The sequence below is a fragment of the Mycobacterium sp. WUMAC-067 genome (genome assembly GCF_020217485.1).
Taxonomy (GTDB): domain Bacteria; phylum Actinomycetota; class Actinomycetes; order Mycobacteriales; family Mycobacteriaceae; genus Mycobacterium.
Map to the genome: position 1 here is coordinate 69,824 of NZ_JAEKMI010000004.1, position 16,627 is coordinate 86,450.

The 16,627-nt window shown below is 67.7% G+C and carries 14 protein-coding genes; 7 read left to right on the forward strand and 7 right to left on the reverse strand.

From position 1 onward, the window contains the following. Positions 1-60: 60 nt before the first annotated feature. Entirely contained in the window at positions 61-1,431 is a 1,371-nt protein-coding gene (locus JF781_RS04005) for a cytochrome P450 (RefSeq protein WP_225327506.1), read from the reverse strand. A gap of 336 nt (positions 1,432-1,767) precedes the next feature. Here JF781_RS04005 and JF781_RS04010 point away from each other — a divergent pair, with 336 nt between their 5' ends. Continuing rightward, complete coding sequence (locus JF781_RS04010) at positions 1,768-2,547, forward strand: class I SAM-dependent methyltransferase (protein ID WP_225327507.1); 780 nt, start codon at positions 1,768-1,770, stop codon at positions 2,545-2,547. Between the two features lie 23 nt (positions 2,548-2,570). On the opposite strand, the gene JF781_RS04015 is transcribed toward JF781_RS04010, so the two are convergent. The 5 genes from JF781_RS04015 to lysX all read right to left on the reverse strand — a co-directional run bounded on the left by JF781_RS04015 (position 2,571) and on the right by lysX (position 10,862). Continuing rightward, complete coding sequence (locus JF781_RS04015; RefSeq protein ID WP_225327508.1) at positions 2,571-4,718, reverse strand: Rv1355c family protein; 2,148 nt, start codon at positions 4,716-4,718, stop codon at positions 2,571-2,573. A 60-nt stretch (positions 4,719-4,778) separates the two neighbouring features. Next, positions 4,779-5,444 carry a TetR/AcrR family transcriptional regulator gene (locus JF781_RS04020; protein WP_225327509.1) on the reverse strand — a complete coding sequence of 222 codons (666 nt, stop codon included), beginning with the start codon at positions 5,442-5,444 and terminating at the stop codon, positions 4,779-4,781. Between the two features lie 161 nt (positions 5,445-5,605). Further along, positions 5,606-6,025 (reverse strand): DUF6653 family protein, encoded by a 420-nt coding sequence (locus JF781_RS04025; RefSeq protein ID WP_225327510.1) that lies wholly within the window; start codon positions 6,023-6,025, stop codon positions 5,606-5,608. A 5-nt stretch (positions 6,026-6,030) separates the two neighbouring features. After that, positions 6,031-7,515 carry an alpha/beta hydrolase family protein gene (locus tag JF781_RS04030; protein WP_225327511.1) on the reverse strand — a complete coding sequence of 495 codons (1,485 nt, stop codon included), beginning with the start codon at positions 7,513-7,515 and terminating at the stop codon, positions 6,031-6,033. Between the two features lie 77 nt (positions 7,516-7,592). Next, positions 7,593-10,862 (reverse strand): bifunctional lysylphosphatidylglycerol synthetase/lysine--tRNA ligase LysX, encoded by a 3,270-nt coding sequence (gene lysX / locus JF781_RS04035; protein ID WP_374109666.1) that lies wholly within the window; start codon positions 10,860-10,862, stop codon positions 7,593-7,595. Positions 10,863-11,405: 543 nt separating this feature from the next. On the opposite strand from lysX, the gene infC reads away from it, so the two are divergent. The 4 genes from infC (at position 11,406) to JF781_RS04055 (ending at position 13,551) form a co-directional block, all read left to right on the forward strand. Beyond that, positions 11,406-12,014 (forward strand): translation initiation factor IF-3, encoded by a 609-nt coding sequence (infC, locus tag JF781_RS04040; RefSeq protein ID WP_225327549.1) that lies wholly within the window; start codon positions 11,406-11,408, stop codon positions 12,012-12,014. Positions 12,015-12,050: 36 nt separating this feature from the next. After that, entirely contained in the window at positions 12,051-12,245 is a 195-nt protein-coding gene (gene rpmI / locus JF781_RS04045) for a 50S ribosomal protein L35 (protein ID WP_014942304.1), read from the forward strand. Between the two features lie 88 nt (positions 12,246-12,333). Then, complete coding sequence (rplT, locus tag JF781_RS04050) at positions 12,334-12,729, forward strand: 50S ribosomal protein L20 (RefSeq protein ID WP_008257634.1); 396 nt, start codon at positions 12,334-12,336, stop codon at positions 12,727-12,729. A gap of 30 nt (positions 12,730-12,759) precedes the next feature. Beyond that, positions 12,760-13,551 carry an RNA methyltransferase gene (locus tag JF781_RS04055; RefSeq protein WP_225327550.1) on the forward strand — a complete coding sequence of 264 codons (792 nt, stop codon included), beginning with the start codon at positions 12,760-12,762 and terminating at the stop codon, positions 13,549-13,551. On the opposite strand, the gene JF781_RS04060 is transcribed toward JF781_RS04055, so the two are convergent. After that, positions 13,538-14,605 carry an oxygenase MpaB family protein gene (locus tag JF781_RS04060; RefSeq protein ID WP_225327513.1) on the reverse strand — a complete coding sequence of 356 codons (1,068 nt, stop codon included), beginning with the start codon at positions 14,603-14,605 and terminating at the stop codon, positions 13,538-13,540. The genes JF781_RS04055 and JF781_RS04060 overlap by 14 nt on opposite strands. Positions 14,606-14,805: 200 nt before the next feature. Here JF781_RS04060 and JF781_RS04065 point away from each other — a divergent pair, with 200 nt between their 5' ends. Both JF781_RS04065 and JF781_RS04070 read left to right on the forward strand, forming a co-directional pair. Then, a complete protein-coding gene (locus JF781_RS04065) occupies positions 14,806-15,726 on the forward strand; it encodes an adenylate/guanylate cyclase domain-containing protein (protein WP_225327514.1) in 921 nt (306 codons plus the stop codon). Positions 15,727-15,735: 9 nt separating this feature from the next. Then, positions 15,736-16,554, forward strand: coding sequence for a rhomboid-like protein (locus JF781_RS04070; protein WP_225327515.1), 819 nt, complete (start codon positions 15,736-15,738; stop codon positions 16,552-16,554). The last annotated feature ends 73 nt before the right edge of the window (positions 16,555-16,627 follow it).

The window sequence follows — 16,627 nt, forward strand, 5'->3', positions numbered from 1 at the left end:
TCCTTCGGACGGTCTACTGACCCAGCCGTCGGAAGTTACGGCCCACGACTGTTAGCTGGGTTAGCGGCGCGGGCGAACGCGAGCACGGATCGGACCGCCGGCAATCATGGTGAAGTGCAACGCGAGCGGAAATTCGTCATCGAGTGAGCGAATTTCGACTCCGCGGATGAGTGTCGCTAAGGCGAGCGTGACTTCGAGCATGGCGAAATGGTCGCCAATGCACGAGCGCGGTCCGCCGCCGAATGGCACGTACTGCCACCGATCGAGAGCTTTGAAGCTCTCCGGGCTGAACCGATCCGGGTCGAATCGAAGCGGATCGTCCCAAAGCAGGGGGTCGCGTTGTACGGCCATTCTCCCGACAATGAGCATGGTGCCCTTGGGCACCCGGTAGCCGCCCACCTCGACGTCTCGGCAGGCCATGCGTGTCCCCGTGGGCGCCGGGGGGCACAGGCGCAACGATTCCCGTATCACCTGCACCGTGTAGCCAAGCTGCGGAATGTCGTCGGACGTCAGCGGCCGATCCGGCAGGGCCGCGACTTCTGCAGCCACGCGGTCCTGGCAATCGGCGTGGTGTCCCAGAGACCACAGCGCATACGTCAACGCCGTCGTCGTGGTGTCGTGGCCGGCGAAGAGGAACATCACCAGCTCGTCGCAAATCTCCTCATCAGACAACCGTTTTCCGGTCTCTGGATCCTCGGCGGCGAGGAGCGCATGGACCAGGGGTGCGACTCGCGTCGGATCGGCGCGGCAGTCCCGCAGGATCTCCTGCGTCAGGGCGTGAAGTTTGGCGCTTGCCGCTCGCGCGCGCCGACGCGCCGGCGTGGGCAACCAGCGCGGCGCGCGTAGCGGGCGCGTCGCGCGCCTGACCGCGTAGGCCAACGCGATCCGCAATGGCTCGACGACCTCGTCGGCCCGTTGTTCCAGGTCGAGTCCGAGCACCGATCGGCCCAGCGCGCGCAACGTGATCGTGCGGCATTCGGCGTCCAAATCGATCAGGGCGTCCTCATGCCAGCCTTCGCTCACCGATTGCGCCGCCTGCTCCATGTGACCGCCGAACTCGCTCACACGCTGCTTGGTGAACACCGGCTGTAGGGTGCGCCGGCGTGGCTTCCATTGCTCGAAGGGAAGATCGGTGAGGCTGGCGCCGATGACGCGGCGCACTTGGTCGAATACCGGGGTGGTCTTGTCCACGGAATCGTCTTTGGTACTGAGGATGTCGCGGATGGCCTCCGGAGACGTCGCCAACACCATCGGGGGCATCAGCCATCGCGGCCCTAACTTGAACGACGTCACCCGCCCGCCGGCGTCACGCAGCCGTTCGGTCCCCGTGCTGAATTCCCGCACCGCCGCGAGGCGCTGACGGTAAGGCATCGGGTTCACCGGCGGCAGGGGCAGGCATTCGATTCCGTCACGTGCAAGGGCCTGAACCACGCCTACCTCCTGCGGATAATGCTGTTGCCTACGCCGGTCGAACGACCGCGCAGGCCGAAAGCTTTGCGGCCCCCGCTGACCGGACAAGTATTCCAGGACGTCCGTTTCGACGCAGCGAAATTCAATGGGACGCCAGTGCAGACTGCGCAGACAGGTTAATAATCATCTACGACACTTCGGCCGGGTACCTGACTGCCGCCAGAGCCTGACGAGAAATCGATCACGCGGACCCATGAAAGGTTGAGGGTGAAGAGAATTCGGCCGCTATGGCGAATGCCTGGGATCGTTTTGCGTGAGCGGTCGCATCCGCCGGGGCGGGAGCGCATTCCTGAGCCGATGGTGGTGGACGATCCGGAGTCCGTCGCACAGTTCCACACTGGTGGTGCATCCAATCCCGGCATGTGCGCGGTGTACGACTTGTGTGCGCGCGCGCTTGACGCGCTGCTGCCACCCGGAGGCCACTTGCTGGATCTCGGCGTCGGCTCCGGCCGTGCGCTCAGTGCCGTCCTGCGCCGACGGCCCGACATCCGGGCCACCGCCGTCGATCTCGCCCCCAACATGCTGTCCACGGCGCGGGAGCTGTTCGAAGCCGAAGGCCTCGGAGAACGTGTCGAACTGCGCCTGGAGGACATCACGGCGTTGCCGGAACGGGTTTCAACCGGTCCGTGGGACGCCATCTCCTGCATGTGGACACTGCATCAGCTACCGGATTTCGACACGCTGCGCGGCGCCCTTGGGCAGATCGCTGCCATCCAACGCCGCAGCGGGGCCGCAATATGGATTTCCGATTTTCAGCGCCTCCGGGACCCGGCAGCCGCCCCCAAGATGCTGGAGATCGCCGACCCCGCCTCGCCCGCCGTCCTGCGCCAAGATGCCATTGCGAGCGAGGCGGCGGCGTTCACGATCGCGGAACTGTCGAAAGAGCTTGCCGCAGCGGGTCTGCAAGGCATGCGCCGCGGTCATTCGACACCGGTGCCCTACCTGCAGGCGTACTGGATGTTCGGCGCGCGCGGCGAACCGAACGCGCCGACCGGCACGCGTGATCCCCGGCTGAGCCGTCAAGCCCGCCGCGAGTCGGCTTTGTTGCGATGGGGATTCACGGCGAAACCGTTCTGAGGTCCGATGGCCCCAGGCGCTCGTCACGCGACGGGCGCATCAGGGCGCCCAGAGCGGACCCGGCTCGGGCTGCGGCGACTGGACACCGACGGTGGCGGCGCGGAGGTCAAGCGCAAGACCAGCACGATCGATTCCTCTGTATCGGTCGCGATGAGGCGCACAAAATCGTCTTGTAATCGCGCTAATTCGCCGGCGAAGCCAGCCGATAACTCATTGAGATCGGCAGCGCTTCGCGCATGCAGAAAAACCGGCGACAGCGGCCTGACAGCGAGGCCTTCGCGCTGGGCGACGATCCATACCGCCTCAACGGCCGACCCGCCGCGGGCGTAGTCGCTCAGGCACCCCCCGGTCACGGTGAGCACCGCCAGCGCGGAGCTCGTGAGGACTTCGTCGCGCATGCCGTCGCCCAGCGCACTGCCGGCGTTCCAATCCGCAAGGTAAGCCATGACATCGGACCGCCGCACGATATCCATCAACGCCAAGTCGCTGGCGTCGAGTTCGAGAGATCGCACGTCGATACCCGTGTCGGGTTCTGGATCCCCGGGCCAGCGCAGTTCCGAAACCATCTCTGTGTGCAATTGCGGCGTCAAGTACCGGATGCGGTCGGCCGCCCCGAAAATCGTTGCGGCCCGCAAAAGGTCGTCTCGCTCGGTGAGCAGGTGCAGGCGCGCGCCTTCCCGCTCGGCCGTCACGGCGAGTAACTTCGTCGTCTGATGGTCGAGTGACTGAGCTGTTCCGCGATGACGGTTGGTCTCGCGCACGAGCATCGGTTCATAAAGATCGGCCAGGGCCGGGTCGCTACCGTTTCCGAAGTGCATGGTGGCCCGCAGCGGAGGCCCGGCGCCGCCTTCGGATACACTCACCGGGCCGAGCATCCCACGGGCGGCGGCGGCGATTCTCACGTTATACAACGCGGCGCCCACTGCGACAGCGCTGCCGCGGAAGCCCACGTCCATCGTCGAAGTATGTTCTGTGGCAACGCTTATGGTGAGCTCGGTCGGTTGCGCGTCGATGCGCCACGGCTGGCTGTTTCCCCCCGAGGGGGCGCGCATCGCGGCGGCGACGATCGTGTCGTCGACTGCGGGAGGTGCCGGGTTATCTCCAAGCTCGTTGTCACGCGCAGGGCGATGCTGGGCCGTTTCGACCTCGCCCAATTGATCGAGCGCCCAGCCCGTGTCGATGCGGCACCGGCCGGATTTCAGGTTTTCGCCCAGTCCGATTCTGCGGACAGCCTCCGCCAACGCCGACGCGCCCACAATGACATCGGATGCTAGCTGGGGCCACGTCGAGAGCGACCGGTCGATCTCGATGAGCGATGCGGCAGTGCGCGGCGAGATGTGCCCGGCTTCGTCGTAACGCAGCATGTGCGGGAGCTTCTCCCGGGTACTCATGCCCGCCACCAACTCGACGTCGAGCTCGTCCAGCAATCCGTGCATGATCGGACGTTCAGGGTCTTGATCGAAGCGTTCGACATCGACGCGTCCCCGGTCGCTGGTCGCCATCAACACGGGGAGATGCCTGTCACGGGCCGCCGTCCGCAACGCGACCTTCATGTCGAGCGAATCACACTCTTCGATGGCGATGTCCAGTCCATCCAAGAACGCGTCAATGGTGTCTGCGGTAATCCCGGTGTCGAGCACGTCCACCGCCAGGTAGGGATCGAGCTCAGCAATCCTGCGCGCCGCCACGTGAGCTTTGTTCAGCCCGAGGTCGAACACAGTGGCCGGCACTCGATTCAGGTTCGACAGTTCCAAATGATCGAAATCTGCCAGCCGAAGGCGGCCACACAATCCCTGAACCGCCAGGGTGTGCGCGATGACATGGCCGACGCTAAGACCAGCGACGCCGATGGTCAGCGAGCTGAGCCGGGCTTGTTCCGCGATGGTGATGTTGTTTCTGTTGCGATCAAGCCGTAACGCCCGAAATCCGCGCGGCCCCAGCACCGCAACGACGGCACGCCGCCACGGGTAGTACGCCCATCGGGTTCCTTCGCCGAGAAGTGTCGAATCCGGCGCCGGGTGGAGACCGCGCAGGTTAGTCAGTTGGGCGTCGAGTCGATCGACGACCTCGATGGTGGGATCGGTTCGAAGACGGTCCAATACCAGACGATCGCCGGGCTCATCGGAGTCGAGAATTTGTGCGCTGTACGCGGTTACGGTGCGCTCGTCCATGGTGTTTCGTGTATAGCACCTGACCGGCGTGTCGGCCCCCGTAACGCTGCGTTTGGCCGCTCACCAGGCGATGACATCCTTATCCTGCGGCTCCGTCTGCTCGAGGAATTGCCCTCGCCGTATCAGGCTGGTGACCGCGGCGTCCCAGCGTCGCAGCTGAGGCGCGGTGAAGAACGACTCACCCAGGTAGAGTTCGATGTAGGGATGCAGAATGATGGCGCCGATGCGCAGGATGAGCGGGTTGAGCACTCCCCAGTCGGGATCCAGGTCGGGTCGGAGTTTGCCCTGTTGCCCGAACTGGTCGCCCTGGCCCGCGCTGATACCCACCAGCCCGGTGAAGATGACCGAACCCAATGCGCCACCCTCGGCGAGCGCGCGTCCGAGATAGGTCATCACGTCGGGACGTTCGACCATCAGCGCGGTCAGCCGGCGCCCGGCCTCGTTGAGATTGTCGGCGGGTGGCTCGGGCAGCGTAGCGGGTTCCAACGCCTCACTAACCGCCTGCAGGACGTACTGATCGACGGCGGCGCTCAGCGCGGCCTTGGTGCGAAAGTGGTGCTGCACCAGCCCAATCGAAACCCCTGCGGTCTCGGCAACCGCGCGCAGCGTCGTGGCGGCGATGCCGCGAACGGCAAAGCAGCTCAATGCGGCGTCGCGAATGCGCTCCTTGGGTGAGGGTTCTGCTGGAGGGGGCGGGTCGTACGGAAACAACCGGGTGGGTCCCACGGCCGGACAATACACCCGCATCGCGTCACGATATGGCGGTATCGGATAACCATATCTGCGTATCACTGCCGCGGTTGCGTTGCGCCGCGGCCTCCGCGCGGGCACGCGCCTGACGGCCGCGCGCGGCCCGGGCGAACGGCGTTCTCGTGCACGAGGTCCCGTTACCGCGACTGCCGCTCGAGATACCGCACCATCTGCTGCCAGTACACCAGGGTCAGCGCCATCTGCACGGCGACCGCGATCAGCGCCGGCCGCAGCCGGCGGCGACGGGCGGCGAGCACCGCGCCCAATGCGGCGGCCGACGTCGCCCCGCTGACCGCTGTCGCCGCATCGCGCGGGCGGCGGCTGATCCACAGCTCCTCGCCCAGCATGGCCCGCGTCGACCATGCGCGGTGATGCGCGGGCTCGCCGAAAATGAACGGGTTCACGGCCAGCCACAACGCAATCCACACCGCGTGGCTCCATTGCCGCGTCCATGGCGGGACCAGAATCAACGGCGTGCTCGCCCAGCGGCTCCACGCGCTCCACGGATGGCAGTGCCGCGCGAAGACCGCACGCCGAACGCGCGCAACGGATAACACCCGCGCTACCGCATCGCGGTGTTGGAATGTTCGGCCGGAACGACGACCGGGGCGCCACCGGCCGGCGCGGACGGGGCGGGCAGCGGCGTCCGCGAAATGCCCGGGGTGCCCAGCGCCCCGGCCAGCCAGGGCAGCGCGGCCGCGAACACGCGGTCCGCGAACGGCCAATCGTGCCTGCCCGGCTGCGGGACGACCGCGCAGTCGATTCCGTTGGCACGGCCGAGCGCACACAGCGAATAGGCGGCCGCGGTCTGATTCGCCGGGTTGGCGGCCGCCTCACGTCCCGCCAGACGGATGGCGCCGCTGTCGGTCAGCTGGATGTCGCGGCGCCCCGCCGCCGGGCCGTCCGACGAAATCGCGAACCACCCGGCCACGTCGCGGTACGGTCCGTGCCGGTTGATCACCGTGGACGGATCGAAAGCCGCCCAGGCGTCGGCGTTTCCGCCGAACAGCCGGGCGATGGTCTGGGCCTTGTTGCCGGCGTTGGGGAAGAAGTCGCCGGCAACATCGACGAACGCGCTGAACATGTCGGGATGCATGACGGTCAGATCCACGGCGCAGGTCCCGCCCATGGACCAGCCCGCCACGCCCCAGTTGGACCGGAGCGGGCTGACGCCGAACGCCGAAACCATATAGGGCACGACGTCTTTGGTGAGGTGGTCGGCCGCGTTGCCCCGAACCCCGTTGACGCATTCGGTGTCGTTGTTGAAGGCGCCGCCGGAGTCCACGAACACGAACACCGGCGCCTTACCGCCATGCGCGGCCGCGAAGTCATCGATCGTCTTGACCGCGTTGCCCGCACGCGTCCAGTCCGCCGGCGTGTTGAACTGCCCGCCGATCATCATCACGGTCGGCAACGGCGGCGGTGGGGAAGTGGCGAACCATTCGGGCGGCAGATAAACGAGCTCGCCACGGTGTTTGAAGTGCGACCCGTCCGAGGGGATCGCGACGGGCACCACGGTGCCGTGCGGCGGCCGGGTTCCCTTGGCGGCCATCGCGGTAACGGTCGCCTGGTCGGTCTGATCGGGCAGCGGGCCGGACGTCAGCTGGCTCCACGCGGACTGGACGGTGGGGAAGTAGCCCACCCACAGGTTGAGCGCCAGCGCCGCGCTGAGCAAGCACAACGGCACGGCCAGCAGCGCCGCGCCGCGCCGCCAGCGGCGCGCGCTGCGCCATCCCAGAACCAGCACCGCCGCCGCCATGCCCGTCAGCGCGATCCAGACCCAGAGCGCCGCCGGCGCCGGTTCCTCGGAGAGCCCATGGTCGACGATGTACCAGTGCGTCAGGTAGGCCACGGTTGCGCCGCCCAGCGCGGCCGCCGGCATCCGCACCGTGCGCCAGCGACGAGACCGCCAGCCGACCGCCGACGTCAGCACGACCGCGGCCAGCACCTGGATCGTCGTCGGCACCCAGCCATGCATCAGCGAGGTGTGACTAAGAGCCAGGAACTGCGCGGGTGCACCGTTCGTCGAGGCTGTCACGTGAGTCATTGTGATCTATTGTTTACCGGCCTGGAACCTGTTTGCCTAATGTTCGCGCACGACGGACCGAATGTTCCTGACCTCGATCAATGGGGTTTGGCCAGCGGGAACGGCAACGTCTCCCGGATGCTGCGGCCCGTTATGAGCATGACGAGGCGATCGACGCCCATCCCCAGCCCGCCGGTGGGCGGCATCGCGTATTCCATCGCCTGCAGGAAGTCTTCATCGAGCTCCATCGCTTCCGGATCGCCACCCGCGGCCAACAACGACTGCTCCTGCAGGCGGCGGCGCTGTTCCACCGGGTCGGTGAGCTCGCTGTAGGCGGTGGCCAGCTCGACACCCCACGCCACCAGGTCCCACCGTTCGGCGACGCCGGGCTCGCTGCGGTGCGGGCGGGTCAGCGGCGAGACCGATGTCGGGAAGTCGATATAGAACGTCGGTTCCTCCGTCCGGTCCTCCACCAGGTGCTCGTACAGCTCCAGCACCACCGCGCCGGCATCCCACTGCGCCCGGTACGGAATGTGCGCGGCGTCGGACAGCTTGCGCAGGGCGGCCAGCGGCGTGGACGGGTCGATGTGCTCGCCGAGCGCTTCGGAGACGGCGTCGTACACGGTCTTGACGGCCCACAGGCCGGAGATGTCGACCGGTTCGAGGCGGCCACCGGCGCCCTGGTCGCGTGGGCGCATGACGGTCTGCTCGCCGTGGGCGGCCTGCGCGGCGTTCTGGATCAGCTCGCGGCACCCGTCGATCCAGACCTTGTAGTCGGCGTGCGCCTGGTAGGCCTCCAGCAAGGTGAACTCCGGGTTGTGGCTGAAGTCGACGCCCTCGTTGCGGAAGGCCCGGCCCAACTCGAAGACCCGCTCGACGCCGCCGACGCACAACCGTTTGAGATAGAGCTCCGGCGCGATCCGCAGGAACAGGTCCATGTCGTAGGTGTTGATGTGCGTGACGAACGGCCGGGCGGTGGCGCCGCCGTGGATCTGCTGCAGGATCGGCGTCTCGACCTCGATGAACCCCTTGCCGAACAGCGTCTGCCGGACCGAGCGCAACACCTCGCTGCGCGCCGTGATCAACTCCCGCGACTCGGGATTGACCGCCAGGTCGACATATCGGGTCCGCACCCGGGCCTCCGGGTCGGTCAGTCCCTTCCACTTGTTCGGCAACGGCCGCAAGCACTTACCGATCATCCGCCAGTCGCCGACGATCAGCGAGCGGGTTCCCTTCTTGGAAAAGCCCATGTGGCCGGCGACCTCGACCAGGTCGCCGAGATCGATCGCCGCGGTGAAGTCAGCCGTTCGCCCGTGCTGCAACTGCGAATTGTCCAGCAGCACTTGCATTTCCCCCGACCAGTCACGCAGCTGGGCGAACAGCACCCCGCCGTAATCGCGTATCCGCAGGATCCGGCCGGAGACCGTGATCGCCTCCCGGTCGTCCGCATCGAGCGCCGCGGCGACGGAGTGGCTGGGCGGACAGCCCACCGGATACGCGTCGATGCCGTTGCGTCGCAACACTTTCAGCTTGGCCAGGCGCACCCGAACCTGTTCGGGCAGTCGGGACCTCGCCTCTTCCTCGTCGGCCGACTCCTGGCGTCGCTGCAGCCCGCTGACGTCGGGCGCACTCCCGTCGTGGTGCAGCAGCCCGGACTCGGCCAGCCGGGCGGGAACGGCCGGGTGATGACCGGTGTGCGGCTTGCGCCGGCCGAACGGCAGGACGAGAAAGCCCTCGGCGAGGGCCGAGGCGACCCCGACCCGCGGGATCAGGCGGGCGTCCTCGTAGCAGGCATAGCGCGGCACCCAGTCGGGTTGGTATTTCATGTTGGAGCGATACAACGTCTCCAGCTGCCACCACCGCGAGAAGAACAGCAGGAACCCGCGCCACAGCCGGGCGACGGGGCCCGCACCGAGCTGGGCGCCCTGTTCGAATGCCGACCGGAACATCGCGAAGTTCAGCGAAATGCGGGTGATGCCAAGGGTTTCCGCGTTGAGTGCGAGATCGCTGACCATCAGCTCGATGGTGCCGTTGGGCGACTGCGGCGATCGGCGCATCAGGTCCAGGGAGACACCGGTGGTTCCCCACGGGACCAGCGACAGCATCGCGACGACGGCGCCGTCCCGGTCCAGCGCTTCGACCAGCAGGCAATCCCCGTCGGCGGGATCGCCGAGGCGGCCCAGCGCCATGGAAAAGCCGCGTTCGGTTTGGGTGTCGCGCCAGGCGTCGGCGCGGGTGATGGTGTCGGCCATCTCGTCGGCGCCGATGTCGCGGTGCCGCCGGATCCGCACGGTCAGCCCCGCCCGCCGGGCCCGGGTCACGGCCTGTCGGACCCCGCGCATATCGGGGCCGGACAGCTTGAAGTCCGCGGTCCGCAGGATGGCCTCGTCGCCGAGCTCGAGCGCGTTCAGGCCGGCTTCGCGATAGGTCCGCGCGCCCTGGGTGCTGGCACCCATGACGCCGGGGGCCCAGCCGTAGGTCTGGCACAGACCCAGCCAGGCGTCGGCGGCCTGGGACCACGCCCGGGGATCGCCGATCGGGTCGCCGCTGGCCAGGCAGACGCCGACCTCGACCCGATAGGTGATGGCGGCGCGCCCGCTCTGGGCGAAAACCACCGACTTGTCGCGGCGGGTGGCGAAGTAGCCCAGCGAGTCGTTCTTGCCGTACAGCTCGAGCAGCCCGCGGATGGCCGATTCGTCCTCTCCGGTCAGCGCGTTCTCCGCGCGCTGAGATTGAAAGAGCACGATCGTCGCCATGATCAGCGCGAGCGCGCCGAACAGACCGAAGATCGCGTTGAGGAACACGTGCGGCCGGCCGGTGAACAGGTCCGGATCCGCGAGCGCGAACCCGACCACCCGGTTGGCCACGTAGGGCAGGCGATCCGGGCGGGCGAGCGTTCCGGGGAACAACTCGACCAGCCCCCAGGAGACCAGGATTCCCACCACATCCCCGGCCACCAGCACCCCGGCCGCCTTGACCAGCGCGCCTCTGCGGACCTTGGCCCAGAACTCCCGATAGGCCAACACCAGCAGGACGATCGCGACGATGTGCAGGGAGAACCCGAGATTCTCGCCGAAGATCTCGGCGGCGGTGTTGCCACCGGCGGCGATATCGGCGGCGTTCAGGGCGGCGGCGAGAATCATGTTGCCCAGCAACAGCAGCCAGGCGATCCGCTTACGCGCGGTCAGGGCCGCGGCCAGCAAGGCCAACACGAACGACCACGCGATGCTGGTGTCGGGGAAGTTGAACAGATAGTCGTTGATGAACTCGCGCGGGACCTTGATCAGGTACCGGATCAGCGGGGACACACTGCCCAGCAGCGACACGGTGGCGATGACACCCACGGTCCATCCGGCCGCCGCCGGCACCCAGCGATACCGCGAGTTCGCCCGGCCACGGGGCCCCGAGCTCGGCCCCGAACGGGGACCTGAACGAGGAGAAGCGAGTGTCACAGACCGCGAGGATATGCCCTCAATCCGTGAAAAGCTTGCCGAAGCGCTAAGAGTGGCGGGCACGAGTTTGGACGTCGTTTTCGGGCCCGGTTGGTGGCCGTTGCAGCGCCGTCGACCGGCGAAGTGCTAAAAGGCACCTCAAGGCTGCTAAACTGGCGCCTGCGACCATCCCGGCGAACGCCAGGAACAGTTAAGTGGAGTCCCACTCCCACCGCGGACCGACGAGATCCCTGTCCGGATCGTCAAAGGTTCGACGGTCCGGTCACAGGCAACGTGTATGCCTGTTCCGCGCGTAGCGCGGGCGGCCCGAGCAGTTCTCGGACGTGATCGGTCGGCATTGGGCCCTGCTTGTGCAGGGCTTTTTTGCTCGTGGTGTGGTGTCTCCGCCGCTGCTTCCCGACGAACCCAGGTCACCGGTCGTCATTGCAGGACACACAGAAGCCCAACAAGGGAGGCCCCATCAGCACTGAGACCCGCGTCAACGAGCGCATCCGCGTACCTGAAGTCCGATTGATTGGCCCAGGGGGAGAGCAGGTAGGCATAGTGCGCATCGAAGACGCACTGCGTGTCGCTGCGGACGCCGATCTCGACCTTGTCGAAGTTGCCCCGAACGCCAGGCCGCCGGTCTGCAAGATCATGGACTACGGCAAGTTCAAATACGAAGCGGCGCAAAAGGCGCGCGAATCCCGCCGGAACCAGCAGCAGACCGTCGTCAAGGAACAAAAGCTGCGACCCAAGATCGACGATCACGACTACGAGACCAAAAAGGGCCACGTCATCCGCTTCCTGGAGGCGGGATCGAAGGTGAAGGTCACGATCATGTTCCGCGGGCGTGAGCAGTCGCGGCCCGAGCTGGGCTATCGGTTGCTTCAGCGCCTGGGCGCCGACGTCGCCGAATACGGCTTCGTGGAGACGTCCGCCAAGCAGGACGGCCGCAACATGACGATGGTGCTGGCACCGCACCGCGGCGCGAAGACCCGCGCGAGGGCGCGGCATCCCGAAGAGCTGGGGGGCGGCGCGGCACCGGATTCCGATGCCGCCGCCGACGCCGAACCGTCATCGAACTGACCTAACAGCGAGAACCAAGCGAGAACTAGAGGAAACATGCCCAAAGCCAAGACCCACAGCGGGGCCTCAAAGCGCTTCCGGCGCACCGGAACCGGCAAGATCGTGCGGCAGAAGGCCAACCGCCGGCACCTGCTCGAGCACAAGCCGACGAAACGGACCCGGCGCCTCGACGGCCGCACCGTGGTGGCCGCCAACGACACCCAGCGGATCAACCGGCTGCTGAACGGCTGACCACCGCGCCGGCCAGACCCGCAGCGCGAGCTGGCACGGCGACCCCCTTTATCGACCCACTACGCATGAACGAGAGTAGGAAAATCCAATGGCACGCGTGAAGCGGGCGGTCAACGCCCACAAGAAGAGGCGCAGCATCCTGAAGGCCTCGAAGGGCTATCGCGGCCAGCGATCCCGGCTCTACCGCAAAGCCAAAGAGCAGCAGCTGCATTCGCTGCAGTACGCCTATCGCGACCGTCGTGCGCGCAAGGGCGAGTTCCGCAAGCTGTGGATCTCGCGCATCAACGCGGCGGCGCGCGCCAACGACATCACCTACAACCGGCTGATCCAGGGCCTCAAGGCCGCCGGTGTGGAGGTGGACCGCAAAAACCTGGCCGACATCGCGGTCGCGGACCCGGCCGCCTTCACCGCGCTGGTGGACATCGCCCGCGCCGCGCTGCCCGAGGACGTCAACGCTCCCTCGGATTCGGGAGAAGCCGCCTAACCGGCCCGACCGAACATGCCTGACCGGCAGGTGCTGACCGAACGTTCAGCCAGGGTCGCCGCGGCGGTCAAACTGCATCGCCACGTCGGCCGCCGTCGGGCGGGGCGTTTCCTCGCCGAAGGCCCCAACCTGGTCGAGGCCGCGTCCCGACGGGACTTGGTCCGCGACGTCTTTGTCACCGAAGCCGCCCGGCAGCGCCATGCGTCGTTGCTCGCGGCCCTGGACTGCCCGGTCCACCCGGTCACCGAGCGCGCCGCGAAGGCCCTCTCCGACACCGTCACCCCGGCGGGTCTGGTCGCGGTGTGCGACGTGCCGGCGGCCCGCCTCGACGACATACTGGCCGGGTCGCCGCAGCTGATCGCGGTCGCCGTCGAGATCAGCGAGCCGGGCAACGCCGGCACCCTCATTCGCCTGGCCGACGCGATGGGCGCGGCCGGCGTGATCCTCGGCGGCCACAGTGTCGATCCGTACAACGGCAAATGCCTGCGCGCGTCGGCCGGCAGCATCTTCTCGATCCCCGTCGTCGCCGCGCCCGACACCCTGGCCGCCGTTGACGCGGTGCGCGCCGCGGGCCTGCAGGCGCTGGCCACGACCGTGGATGGTGAGCAGCGGCTGGACCGGGCCGGCGACCTGCTCGGCAGGCCGACGGCGTGGCTGTTCGGGCCCGAATCCCACGGCCTGGCAAGCGAAATCGCCTCGGCGGCCGACCACCGGCTGCGCATCCCGATGTCCGGCGGCGCCGAGAGCCTGAATGTGGCGTCGGCCGCGGCCATCTGTCTGTACCAGAGCGCGCGGGCGCTCAAACTGCCTACGCGGCCCTGACCGCTCGCTTCGGGCGGCCCCGCCCGGCGCGCAGTCCGGCCAGCGACAACGTCGTGTGTACCAGCGATCCGGCGCGTTCCAGCAGCGCGCGGGCCGGTTGCAGGGCGGGGTCGAACGGCAACTTGGGCGGCGGGGGGAAGTAGTGCATCGGCAGTCCGCGCCGGTCACGCGGCGGCGCCATGAACGGCGGGGCCTCGACCAGCGGCGCGTCGCTGGGCAGTCGTCCCTCGGCGCGGCGGTAGGCCGCCAGCGCGCGCGGGTGCAGCCGGATCTCGTCGGGCACCGCAAGGAACGCGAGTTCGACGATCTTGCCGAACAACCGCAGCAGCACCTCGTCGCCCGGAGTCCAACGCATTCCGGCCTTTTCGCGGACCGCCGGCTCGAACAGGCCGGCCGCGATCCAGCGCTGCCCGGCCACCAGCGGCTTGAAGATCTGGTCCCAGACCGGGGTCGGCATCAGCACGAACTTGGGTTTGGGAATCCGGATGTCGAAGATGTCGAGGACCGCCTGGTTGATCTCCAACTCCTCGCGACCGACGCGCTCCCAGTACTCCTGGAACTCGTCCCACGACCCGGGCACCGGCCGCATGCTCATCCCGTACATCCGGTACCACTGCACATGCTCGTCGAACAGTTGGCGCGTCTCGGCCTCGGTCAAGCCACCGCAGAAGTACTCGGCCACCTTGACGATCAGCATGAAGAACGTGGCGTGCGCCCAGTAGAAGGTGTCGGGATCGAGCGCGTGATAGCGGCGCCCCTCCGCGTCGACACCTTTGATCGTGCGGTGGTAGCCCTTGATCTGCTGGCCGGTCTGGGCCGCGCGGTCGCCGTCGTAGACCACACCCATGATCGGGTAGACCGACCGGGCCACCCGCTGCAGCGGCTCGCGCAGCAGGATCGAATGCTCCTCGACGGCCGCCCCGAGTTCGGGGTACATGTTCTGGATCGCCCCGATCCACACACCCATCATTCCGGTGCGCAGATCGCCAAAATACTTCCAGGTCAGGGAATCTGGTCCGAGCGGATCAGCGGATGTAGTCGATCTGCCAGTCATCGCGGCCTCCTGCACCGATTGGCCTCACGATAACTTTGACAACGTATGTTGTCTACGATTTCGGCGATGTGTCCGCGCGGCTGTTATCGAGCTTCCACACCGGTGTGCCGCCACCGTGATCGGGCGGCGAGGTGCGACTTGTGACACACCCGGCGGGGCCGTCGTTGCCTGCCTCTGACGAAACCAAATAACCTGGCCAGGTGGAACTCGCGCGTCGCGATCTGGATCCGGGCGAGCCCGGCGAATCCCCGGCGGCGCACTCCGCCCCGCGGCGTTCACCGCTGTCGGTGCACAACGCGACTCAATGGCTGCACGGCCGGAATCACAGCCCCGGGGCGGTCGCCCTGGTCCGGCGCGCGCGCCGGCTGTTGCCCGGGGACCCCGAGTTCGGCGATCCGCTGTCCACGGCCGGCGATGGCGGTCCGCGCGCCGCGGCGCGTGCGGCCGATCGGCTGCTGGGGGACCGCGACGCGGTGTCGCGCGAGGTCAGCCTCGGGGTGCTGCAGGTGTGGCAGGCGCTGACCGAGGGGGTTTCCCGGCGGCCGGCCAATCCCGAGGTGACGTTGGTCTTCACCGACCTGGTCGGGTTTTCGACGTGGTCCTTGCAGGCCGGCGACGACGCGGCGCTGGTGCTGCTGCGTCAGGTGGCGCGGGCGCTCGAGCCGCCACTGCTCGACGCGGGCGGGCACATCGTCAAACGCATGGGCGACGGGCTCATGGCCGTGTTCGGCGACCCGATGGTCGCCGTGCGGGCCGTGCTGGCCGCCAAGGAGGCGCTCCAATCGGTCGAGGTGGACGGCTACACGCCGCGGATGCGCGTGGGCATCCACACCGGACGACCGCAGCGGCTGGCCGCGGACTGGCTCGGCGTGGATGTGAATATCGCCGCACGAGTTATGGAACGGGCCACCAAAGGTGGAATCATGGTGTCGAGTTCAACGTTAGATCTCATACCGCAAAGCGAGCTGGACGCGTTGGGCGTCGAGGCCAAGCGCACCCGCAAACCGGTTTTCGGGCCGAAACCCGCCGGCATGCCCGCCGACTTGGCGATATATCGCCTCAAGACTTTTAGGGAGTTGTCAGGCTCTGATGACACAGCCGAAACAAATTCGCAGCCATAATGGGTGCCAATGCTAGGGGGCATCGTGTCCCGGCTCGCCCGGGTCCAATTCACCGTGGGGTATGCGGCGCTGCTGCTTGCCATCAGCTGCGCCATCCTGGTGCTCGGCCCGGACGCGCATGACGTCATCGTCGCGCGTGCCAGCACCAACGTGCACAACCTGGCCCACGGACACCTCGGCACGCTGCTGGGCAGCGCGCTGGTGGTCGACGCCGGTCCGCTCTACTTCTGGCTGCCCTTCCTGACCTGCCTGCTGGCGCTGGCAGAGCTGCATTTGCGCACCATCCGGCTGGTGGTGGCGTTCCTCGTCGGCCACATCGGCGCGACGCTGCTGGTGGCCGCCGCACTGGCCGGGGCCGTCGAGTTCGGGTGGCTGCCCGTGTCGATCACCCGGGCCAGCGACGTCGGCATGAGCTACGGCGCGCTGGCGGTGCTCGGCGCGATGACGGCGGTGATCCCGTCGCGCTGGCGGGCCGCCTGGGTCGGCTGGTGGGTGGCGGCGGGCATCGCCTCGGCGATCGTCGGCGGTGACTTCACCGATGCCGGCCACACCGTCGCGGTGATCCTGGGCGTGCTCGTGTCGGCGCGGTTCCGGCAGCCGATCCACTGGACGCCGGCCCGGTACCTGATGCTGGCGGCTTCGTCGGGCTTCGGTTTCCTGATGCTGGCCCACCACTGGGGGACCATGGCGGCGACGCCGGTGTTCGGTCTCCTGGGCGCCCTGGTCGCCTACGCGGGGGCGAAGTTCGTTGCCGGCCGGGGCCTCCCGGTCGCGCCGCTGGACGGCGACGGCGCGCTGCCCGGTCCGGCGCCGGCCGTCGCCGGCTGACCCCCGCCGGGCAACTGCCCAGCGCCCGCCGGGCGCCAGGCATCGAATCACTATGATCAGCACTCGACCCGTG

Bases quoted from the DNA above. Each gene is read 5' to 3' on its own strand.
- JF781_RS04010 (WP_225327507.1), top strand. From the start codon at position 1,768: ATGGTGGTGGACGATCCGGAGTCCGTCGCACAGTTCCACACTGGTGGT.
- JF781_RS04015 (WP_225327508.1), bottom strand. From the start codon at position 4,718: ATGGACGAGCGCACCGTAACCGCGTACAGCGCACAAATTCTCGACTCC.
- JF781_RS04030 (WP_225327511.1), bottom strand. From the start codon at position 7,515: ATGACTCACGTGACAGCCTCGACGAACGGTGCACCCGCGCAGTTCCTG.
- rpmI (WP_014942304.1), top strand. From the start codon at position 12,051: ATGCCCAAAGCCAAGACCCACAGCGGGGCCTCAAAGCGCTTCCGGCGC.
- rplT (WP_008257634.1), top strand. From the start codon at position 12,334: ATGGCACGCGTGAAGCGGGCGGTCAACGCCCACAAGAAGAGGCGCAGC.
- JF781_RS04060 (WP_225327513.1), bottom strand. From the start codon at position 14,605: ATGACTGGCAGATCGACTACATCCGCTGATCCGCTCGGACCAGATTCC.
- JF781_RS04070 (WP_225327515.1), top strand. From the start codon at position 15,736: ATGCTAGGGGGCATCGTGTCCCGGCTCGCCCGGGTCCAATTCACCGTG.